General features: G+C 75.5%; 2 protein-coding genes. Both read right to left on the bottom strand.

Features of this window, described 5'->3' with window-relative positions:
• Positions 1 to 2,036 (bottom strand): type I polyketide synthase (locus tag T328_RS35735; protein WP_496500437.1); only part of this gene is annotated, 2,036 nt, incomplete at its 3' end.
• A gap of 83 nt (positions 2,037 to 2,119) precedes the next feature.
• On the bottom strand, positions 2,120 to 9,426 hold a 7,307-nt coding region (locus T328_RS35730; protein ID WP_496500436.1), incomplete at its 5' end, for an SDR family NAD(P)-dependent oxidoreductase.

Here is a 9,426-nt window from a genome sequence, read left to right as displayed (position 1 = left end):
CGGGCCCGGGTGGCCACCAGCAACGCCGCGTCGTCCAGGTCGAGAACGCCCGCGCAGTGAGCCGCGGCTATCTCCCCCACCGAATGACCCGCCAGAAAGTCCGGTACAACGCCCCACCCCTCCATCAGCCGGAAGAGGGCGACCTCCAACGCGAAGAGCGCGGGCTGTGCGTACCGGGTCTGCGACAGCACCTCGGCCTCACCGGCGAACATCACCTCACGCAGCGGACGGTCCAGATGCGGATCCACCGCCGCCACGACCTCGTCCAACGCCGCGGCGAACGCGGGAAACGCCGCGTACAACTCCCGCCCCATCCCCGGGAACTGACTGCCCTGCCCCGTGAAGAGGAACGCCAGCTTGCCCGCCACAGGGCCGCCGGCCGGGCCGGTGACGAGGTTGGGGTGCGTCCCGCCCCCGGCCAGCGCGCTCAGCGCCGCCCGGTCGGCGTCCAGGACCACCGCGCGGTGCCGGTGCCCGGCCCGGGACGTGGCCAGCGTGTGGCCGACATCGGCGGGCACCAGGCCCGGGTGGCGCTCGGCGTACGCCTCCAGGCGCGCCCCCTGGGCAGCCAGCGCGGCCGGCGTCCTGCCCGACAGCGGCCACAGCACGGCCCCGGGGCCTGAGGCCGATGGGTCGTCCGACTCCTCCGCCTCCTCCGGGGCCTGTTCCAGGATCACGTGGGCGTTCGTGCCGCTGATCCCGAACGACGACACCGCCGCCCGCCGCGGCCGGTCCACCTCCGGCCACGGCCGCGCCTCCGTCAACAGCCGTACCGCACCCGACTCCCAGTCCACATGCGGCGTCGGCTCCTCCGCGTGCAGCGTCCTGGGCAGCTGCCCGTGCCGCATCGCCTGGACCATCTTGATGATCCCCGCGACCCCCGCCGCCGCCTGCGCATGCCCGATGTTCGACTTCACCGACCCCAGCCACAGGGGCAGGTCCGCCGCACGCCCCTGCCCGTACGTCGCCAGCAGCGCCCGGCCCTCGATCGGGTCGCCCAGCTCCGTCCCCGTACCGTGCGCCTCCACCGCGTCCACGTCACCGGGCCCCAGCCCCGCGCTGTCCAGCGCCGCCCAGATGACGTGCTGCTGTGCCGGGCCGCTGGGGGCGGTGAGCCCGTTGCTGGCGCCGTCCTGGTTGACGGCCGAGCCGCGTACGACCGCCAGCACCCGGTGCCCGTTCCGCCGCGCGTCCGACAGCCGCTCCAGCGCGAGGATGCCCACGCCCTCCGCCATCCCCATGCCGTCGGAGCCCGACGCGAACGCCTTGCACCGCCCGTCGGCCGCCAACGCGCCCTGCTTGCCGAACTCCACGAACGTGCCCGGCGTGTACATCACCGTCGCCCCGCCCGCGAGCGCGAGATCGCTCTCGCCGGAGCGCAGCGACTGCGCCGCCAGGTGCAGCGTCACCAGGGAGGTGGAACACGCCGTGTCGACCGTGACGGCCGGACCCGACAGCCCGAGGCTGTACGCGATCCGCCCCGACGCCACGCTCGCCACCGACCCGGTGACGAGGTGCCCCTCGACCGCCCCCGGCGCGTACTCCAGCGGGGCCCCGTACTCGTGGTAGTTCCGGCCGACGAAGACCCCGCCCCTGGCGTCCTCCAGGCCCGACGGGTCGATACCGGCGTGCTCCAGCGCCGCCCAGGCGCTCTCCAGCAGCAGCCGCTGCTGCGGCTCCATCGCCAGCGCCTCGCGCGGCGAGATGCCGAAGAACTCCGCGTCGAAACCGGCGGCGTCGTCCAGGAAACCGCCCTCCCGCACCGTCGTCGTACCGCCGGGGCCGGGGCCGAAGAGGCGCTCCAGGTCCCAGCCGCGGTCGGCCGGGAACGGGCCGATGGCGTCGCGCTCCTCGACGAGCAGGCGCCACAGGTCGTCGGGGGACGTGACGCCGCCCGGGAAGCGGCAGGCCATGCCGATGATCGCGATCGGCTCGCGGGCCTGGTCCTCGGCCTCCTGGAGCCGCCGGCGGGCCTTGCGCAAGTCCACGGTGACCCGCTTGAGATAGTCGCGGAGCTTGGCTATGTCCTCGGCCATGGCGCGTCCTTCACGTCGTGCGGCGGTCCGGCTGTGGATGGGGCGGGGGCGGTGGTGATGGCGGTCGGCATGGGTCGCACGCCTCAGCCGTCGCGGAATTCGCGGTCGATGAGGTCGAACATCTCCTCGTCGCTGACGAGGTCGAGATCGTCGTCCTCCGCGCCCTCCGCCCCCTCCGGTCCGTCCGCCTCGCCGACGGGGGGTGGGGCGTCGAGTCCGGCCAGCAGGGTCCGTAGCCGGGCGGCGATCTCCGTACGCTCCGGGGCGCCCACGCCGTGGGCCGTGACCGCGGCCTCCAGGCGGCCGAGTTCGGCGCGTACGGAGGCCATGGGCGGCGCCTCCCCGGCAAGGTCCCCGGCTAGTCCGGCGAGTTCTCCGGCGAGTTCCTCGCCGAGGTGGCGGGCGACGGCGAGCGGGTGGGGGTGCTCGAAGACCAGGGTGGCGGGCAGCCGCAGGCCGGTCACCTCACCCAGCCGGTTGCGGAGTTCGACCGCCAGCAGGGAGTCCACGCCGCGCTGCCGGAACGGGGTCTTGTCGGTGGTGTCCGCCGTCGCCCCGGTGCCGGGGCGCTGCCCGAGGACGGCGGTGAGGCAGCTGTTGACGACGGCCAGCAGTTCCTTCTCGCGCTCGTCGGGCCGCGCCAGGCCGGCCAGCCGGTGCGCGAGCGGCGACCCGTCGCGTACGGGCGCGCTCTCCACCCGCTGTTCCGGCGAGCGCTGTTCCGACGGCCGCTGTTCGGCGGCGATCTCCGCGAGCAGCGGGCTGGGCCGGGCGGAGGTGAAGACGGGCAGGAACCGTTCCCAGTCCACGTCCGCGAGGGCGACGAAGGTGGCGTCGTCGTCGAGCGCCTGCCGCAGGCCGGCGAGCGCGGTCTCCGGGTCGAGCAGCGGCAGCCCCTGCCGGCGTAGGAACTCCGGGTCGACGGCGTCGGGCAGCGTGTCGCTGCCCCACACCCCCCACGCCACGGAGGTGGCGGGCAGGCCGCGGGCGCGGCGCTGCTCGGCGAACGCGTCCAGCCAGGCGTTGGCCGCCGCGTACGCCCCGTGGTCGCCGCTGCCCCACACGCCGGCGATGGAGGAGAAGAGCACGAACGCCTCGACCGGGTGGTGCGCAAGCAGTTGGTCCAGGTGGCGCGCGCCCGCGACCTTGGCCTCGACGACCTCGTGGAACTCCTCGACCGTGAGGGCGTCGAGGGAGTTGAGCCGCATCGCCGCCGCCGCGTGGATCACCGTCCCGATGCGGTGGCCGTCCGCGTCGAGCCGTCGCACCAGCTCCGCGACCGCGTCCCGGTCGGCCACGTCGCACGCGGCGACGGTGACCGCGGCGCCCTTGTCCTCGATCTCGGCGACCAGCTCGGCGACGCCGTCGGCGGCCCTGCCGCTGCGGCTGACGAGGACGAGGTGTTCGGCGCCGGCGTCGACCAGCCACCGGGCGATGTGCGGGCCGAGGGCGCCGGTGCCGCCGGTGACGAGGGTGGTGTGGCGGGGGCGGTAGCCGGTGGCGCCGGGGCGCGGGGCGGGGCGGGCGGCGCGGACGAGGCGGGGGGTGCGGGTGGTGTGGTCGCGGATGGCGAGGTGGGGTTCGTGGTCGGGCCGGTGGCTGTCGGCGAGGTGCCGGACGAGATGGGTGTAGTGGTGGGGGCGCGGGTCGGCGGGGAGGTCGACGAGACCGGCGAAGTGCCGGACGTACTCAAGCGCGGCCACCCGCCCGAGGCCCCAGGTCTGCGCGTGGTCGGGGTCGGGGGGCGGGTCGTGGGGGCCCGTCCGGACGGCGTGGGTGGTGACGGTCCACAGGGGGGCGACGGCGGGCTGCCGCCGCCGGTGGTGGAGGTGGGTGAGGGTGGCGGTGGGGTCGGGATCGAGGTTGAGGACACCGGTCGGGTCGGGGTGGCGGGGGTCGGTGGTGACGGTGGCGCCAGCGGCTTCGAGGGCGCTGACCAGGGCGGGGGGCGGCGCCGAGGCGGGCGGGGAGAGGAGGAGCCAGGTGCCGGTGAGGACTGGCTGGGTGGCGGGCGGGGTGTGGGAGCGCCAGGTGACGGTGTAGCGCCAGGAGTCGAGGGTGTCCTGCGTCGACGTGGCGGGGGGCGGGGCCAGCCAGAGGTGCTGGTGCTGGAAGGGGTAGGTGGGCAGGTCGGCGGGTGCGGGGAGAGCAGTGCCGGGGGCGGTCGCGAGGCCGTGGGCGTGGGTGTGGGCGAGTGCGAGGGCGAGCCGGCGGGGGGTGTCGTCGTCGCGGTTTTTTTTTTTGTCGGACTGGTCGATGGTGTCTTCGATGGCGGTGAGCAGGCCGGGGTGGGGGCTGGGTTCGACGAAGTGACCGAAGCCGTCGCCGAGGAGGGCCTGAACGGTCTGGTGGAAGCGGACCGGCGAACGCAGGTTGGTGAACCAGTAACCGGCCGTCAGGGTGGTGGTGTCGACCGGCCCGGCGGTGACCGTGGAATAGAAGGGGATGCCGGCGGCCCGCGGCCGGATGTCCGCAAGCCGCGCCTCCAACTCGGCTTCCAGGGGCTGTACGAGGGCGGTGTGCGAGGCGTACGTGACGGGGACACGGCGGTGCCGTACGTCGTGCCGCGCGCAGTGCTCCTGCACGGCGTCCAACCCGTCCGCCGGGCCCGCGACGACGACGGCCGCGGGCCCGTTGTACGCGGCGACCGTCACCTCCCCGGCGACGCCGCACGCCTTCAGCAGCGCGTCCGCACCGGCCTCATCCAACGCAACCGACAGCATCCCGCCCGTACCCGCAAGAGCCGTCAACGCCCGCGACCGCAGCGCCACCACCCGCGCCGCGTCCTCCAAGCTCAGCGCCCCCGCGATATGCGCGGCGGCTATCTCGCCCTGCGAGTGTCCGATGACCGCGTCCGGACGTACGCCGTGGTGCTCCCACCACCGCGTCAACGCCACCATCACCGCCCACAGCGCAGGCTGCACCACCTCCACCGGTTCGAGCACGGCAGGGTCGTCCCCGGTAAGGACATCGATCAGGTCGAAGTCGGTGTACGGAGCCAGGGCTTGAGCGCACTCCGCAAGAGCCTCCGCGAACACCGGGGACTCCTCCAGCAACCGGGCACCCATCCGCACCCACTGCGACCCCTGCCCCGGGTACACGAACACCGTCCCACCCGGAATCCCCGCCCGCCCGGTCACCACACCCGGATGCGGCACCCCGCCCGCCAGCGCCTCCAGACCCGCCAGCACGTCCTGCCGGTCCGCGCCGACGACCACCGCGTGCCGCGTCAGCCGCGCCCGCGTCCGCAGCGCCGCCGCGACCTCCCCCGGCCCGAGTCCGGGGCAGGTCGCCAGGTGCCCGTGCAGCCGCCGGGCGTACGCGCGGAGGGCGTCGTCCCCCTGGGCGGAGAGCGGGACGGCCACAGGTCCGGCGGGCACCTCCGCCGGGGGTTCGGGCGCCGGCTCGGGCTGTTCGAGGATGACGTGGGCGTTCGTGCCGCTGACACCGAACGACGACACCGCCGCCCGGCGCGGCCGGTCGGCCTCCGGCCACGGACGCGCTTCCGTCAGCAGTGCAACGCCCCCGGCGTCCCAGTCCACATGCGGCGTCGGCTCCTCCGCGTGCAGCGTCCTGGGCAGCTGCCCGTGCCGTAGCGCCTGGACCATCTTGATGATCCCCGCGACGCCCGCCGCCGCCTGGGCGTGCCCGATGTTCGACTTGATCGATCCGAGCCACAGCGGCCGGTCGGCGGGCCGCCCCTGGCCGTACGTCGCGAGCAGCGCCTCCGCCTCGATGGGATCCCCCAGGGTGGTGCCCGTGCCGTGCGCCTCGACGGCGTCGATGTCGCCCGCGCCCAGCCCGGCGTTGTCGAGCGCCGCGCGGATGACGCGCTGCTGCGACGGCCCGTTCGGCGCCGTCAGCCCGTTGCTCGCACCGTCCTGGTTCACCGCCGAACCGCGTACGACCGCCAGCACCCGATGCCCGTTCGCCCGCGCCACCGACAGCCGCTCGACCACCAGCACCCCGACGCCCTCGGCCCACCCCGTACCGTCCGCCCCCGCCGCAAACGACCTGCACCGGCCATCAGCCGACAACCCACGCTGCCGACTGAACTCCACAAACGTCCCCGGACTCGCCATCACCGTCACGCCACCCGCCAGCGCCATCTCACACTCGCCCGTACGCAACGACTGCGCCGCCAGATGCAACGCCACCAACGACGACGAACACGCCGTATCCACCGTCACCGCAGGCCCCTCAAGACCGAAGCTGTACGACACCCGACCCGACGCCACACTCGCCTGCGTCCCGGTCAGCACGTGCCCCTCGACGCCTTCGGCGCCCGCGTCCACGCCCACCGCGTAGTCGTGGTACATCAGCCCGGTGAACACGCCGGTGCGGCTGCCGCGCAGCGCCGCCGGGTCGATGCCCGCCCGCTCGAACGCCTCCCAACTCGTCTCCAGCAGCAACCGCTGCTGCGGATCCATCGCCAGCGCCTCGCGCCGCGACAGCCCGAAGAGGTCGGGGTCGAAGTCGCCCGCCCGGTAGAGGAAGTGCCCCGCCCGCGTGTGCGAGGTGCCCGGCCGGTCCGGGTCCGGGTGGAACAGCCCGTCGAGATCCCAGCCCCGGTCGGTGGGGAAGGCGCCCAGGCCCTCCCGGCCCGCCGTGACCAGCCCCCACAGGTCCTCGGGCGAGGCCACGCCGCCCGGGTAGCGGCAGGCCATGCCCACGATGACCACCGGATCGTCCGCGACGCCGCCGGTCTCACCGCCGGTCTCACCCCGCTCCGGCGCGCCCGCGGCGCTCTCGCCGAGCAGGAAGGCGGTCAGGGCGTGCGGCGTCGGATAGTCGAAGGCCAGGGTCGTCGGCAGGCGGCGGCCGACGGCGTCGGCGAGGCGGTTGCGCAGCTGCACGGCGGTCAGGGAGTCGAAGCCGAGGCTCTTGAACGTCTGGCCGGGCTCGATCGGTGCCGGGGAGTCGTGGCCGAGGACGGCCGCCGCCTGTTCGCGTACGAGCAGCAGCGCCGCGCGCTCCAGTTCCGCCGCCGGCAGCCCCGCCCAGCGGGACGCGAACGTGCCCTCCTCGGCCGGCGCGGCGGCTGCGGACCGCCGGGGGGACGGCCGGACGAGGTCGCGCAGCACGGCCGGTACGTGACTGCCGCCGTCGCCGAACGCGTGGAGGCTGAGGCGGGCGGCGACGAGGTGCGGCGGCTCGTCCTGGGTGCCTGCGGCGCTCGTGGCCGCGTCGAAGAGTGCGAGGGCGTGGTCCGTGGCGAGCGGCGCCACGCCGTGCCGCGCCATGCGGCGGATCTCGGCGTCGCCCAGGTGCCGCGTCATGCCGCTGGCCTCCGCCCACAGGCCCCAGCCGATGGCGCGCGTACGGGGCCGGTGGTGGGCCAGCGCGTCGAGGAAGGCGTTGGCGGCGGCGTAGTTCGCCTGGCCGGGGGTGCCGAGCGTGGCGGTGGTGGAGGAGAAGAGGACGAGCGCCGGGGGTTCGGGGAGGTGGGCGGTGGCGCGGTCGAGCGCGAGCGCGGAGTCGGCCTTGGCGGCGAGGACGGCGTCCAGCCGCTCCGGGGTGAGGTTGGTGATCAGGGCGTCGTCGAGCACGCCGGCGGCGTGGACGACGGCCGTCAGCGGGCGCGCCTCGGCGGCGGCTTCGACCAATGCACGGGTGGCGTCGGGATCGGTGAGGTCGCAGGCCGTGACGGTGACGGTCGCGCCGAGGGCGGTCAACTCGTCGCGCAGCGCGCCGGCGTTCGCCGCGCGGGGGCCCCGGCGGGAGACGAGGCGGAGGTGGCGTACGCCGCGGCGGGTGACCAGGTGGCGCGCCAGCAGGGCGCCGAGGGTGCCGGTGCCGCCGGTGATGAGGACGGTGCCGTCGGGACGGAAGGGCGAGGCGTCCGGGTCCGGGTCCGGGGTCACGGCGCGGGCGGGGCCGGGGGTGTGGCGTACGAGGCGGGGTACGGTCAGGCGGCCGGCGCGGAGGGCGAGTTGCGGCTCGCGGGTGGCGAGCGCCGCGGGCAACGCCGCGGCGGAAGCGGGGTCGTCGTCGAGGTCCGCGACGACGAACCGGCCCGGGAACTCCGACTCGGCGGAGCGCAGCAGCCCCCACAGCGCCGCGCCCGCGAGGTCGTCCACCCGGTCACCGGGATTGACGGCCACCGCGCCGCCGGTCACGAAGACCAGCCGCGAGCCGTCGAACCGCTCGTCCCCGAGCCACCCCTGCACCAGCTCCACCGCCCGGGCCAGCGAGGCGCGTACCGCCATGGCGTCAGGGGCGGCGTCGGCGGCGGGCGCGCGGACCACCGCGAACTCCGGGACCGGGACGGGCAGGACGGCCAGGTCGGCGAGGTGGGTGAGGTCGATGTGGTCAGCGCGGTCCGGGCCGTGCGCCAGCGGCTTCCACTCCACCCGGTACAGCCCGTCGCGCCGCCCGCCGGCCGCACCGCGCAGCCGCTCCGCGTCCACGGGCCGCAGGGACAGCCGGTCCACCGTGACGACCGGTTCGCCGGCGGGGTCGGTCACGGCCAGGGCCACGGCGTTCTCGCCGATGCGGGAGACGCGTACGCGCAGAGAGGTCGCGCGCGTCGCGTGGAGCCGTACGCCGGACCAGGAGAACGGCAGCAGGGTGTGGTCGGAGGGCGAGCCGAGGAGCACCGCGTGCAGGACGGCGTCCAGGAGCGCCGGATGCACGCCGGCCCGTTCGGCGTCGGCCGCCGCCTCCTCGGGCAGCGCCACTTCGGCGAAGACCGCGTCGCCGGTGCCGTCGCGCCACAGCCGGCGGAGGCCCTGGAAGACGGGCCCGTAGTCGTAGCCGCGGTCGCCGAGGCGCAGGTAGCCGTCCGAGAGGTCGACGGGCGCCACGTCGTCGGGGGGCGGCCAGGGCAGGCCGTCCCGGGGCGGGGTGGCGTGCGGCGTACGGGACAGCACGCCGGCGGCGTGCGGGGTCCACGGCGCTTCGTCGTCGTCGGCGGGCCGGGCGTGGACGCCGAGGGACCGCCGGCCCTCGGCGTCGGGCGCTCCGACGGTGACCTGGAGGCGCACGGCTCCGGTGGCCGGGAGGAGCAGGGGAGCGGAGAGGGTCAGTTCGTCTACGTGACCGCAGCCGGTCTGCTCGCCGGCGTGCAGCGCCAGCTCGACCATCGCGGTGCCGGGGAGGAGGACGGTGCCGGCGACGGCGTGGTCGGCGAGCCAGGGGTGGGTGGCGAGCGAGATCTCGGCCGTGAGCAGCGTGCCGCCGGAGGTGGCGAGAGAAACGGGCGCGTCGAGGAAGAGGTGGTGGCCGGTGGCGGGGGTGGCCGGGGTGGGGGCGGGGGAAATCCAGAGGCGCTGGTGCTGGAAGGGGTAGGTGGGCAGGTCGGGCAGGTGGGCGGCGGGGGCCGGGGTGGGGGTGGTGGTCGCGAGGCCGTGGGCGTGGGTGTGGGCGAGTGCGAGGGCGAGCCGGCGGG

The organism is Streptomyces sp. CNX435 (genome assembly GCF_059570575.1).
Note: the sequence above shows the minus strand (reverse complement) of the source record. Positions and strands in the feature narration are given on the sequence as shown.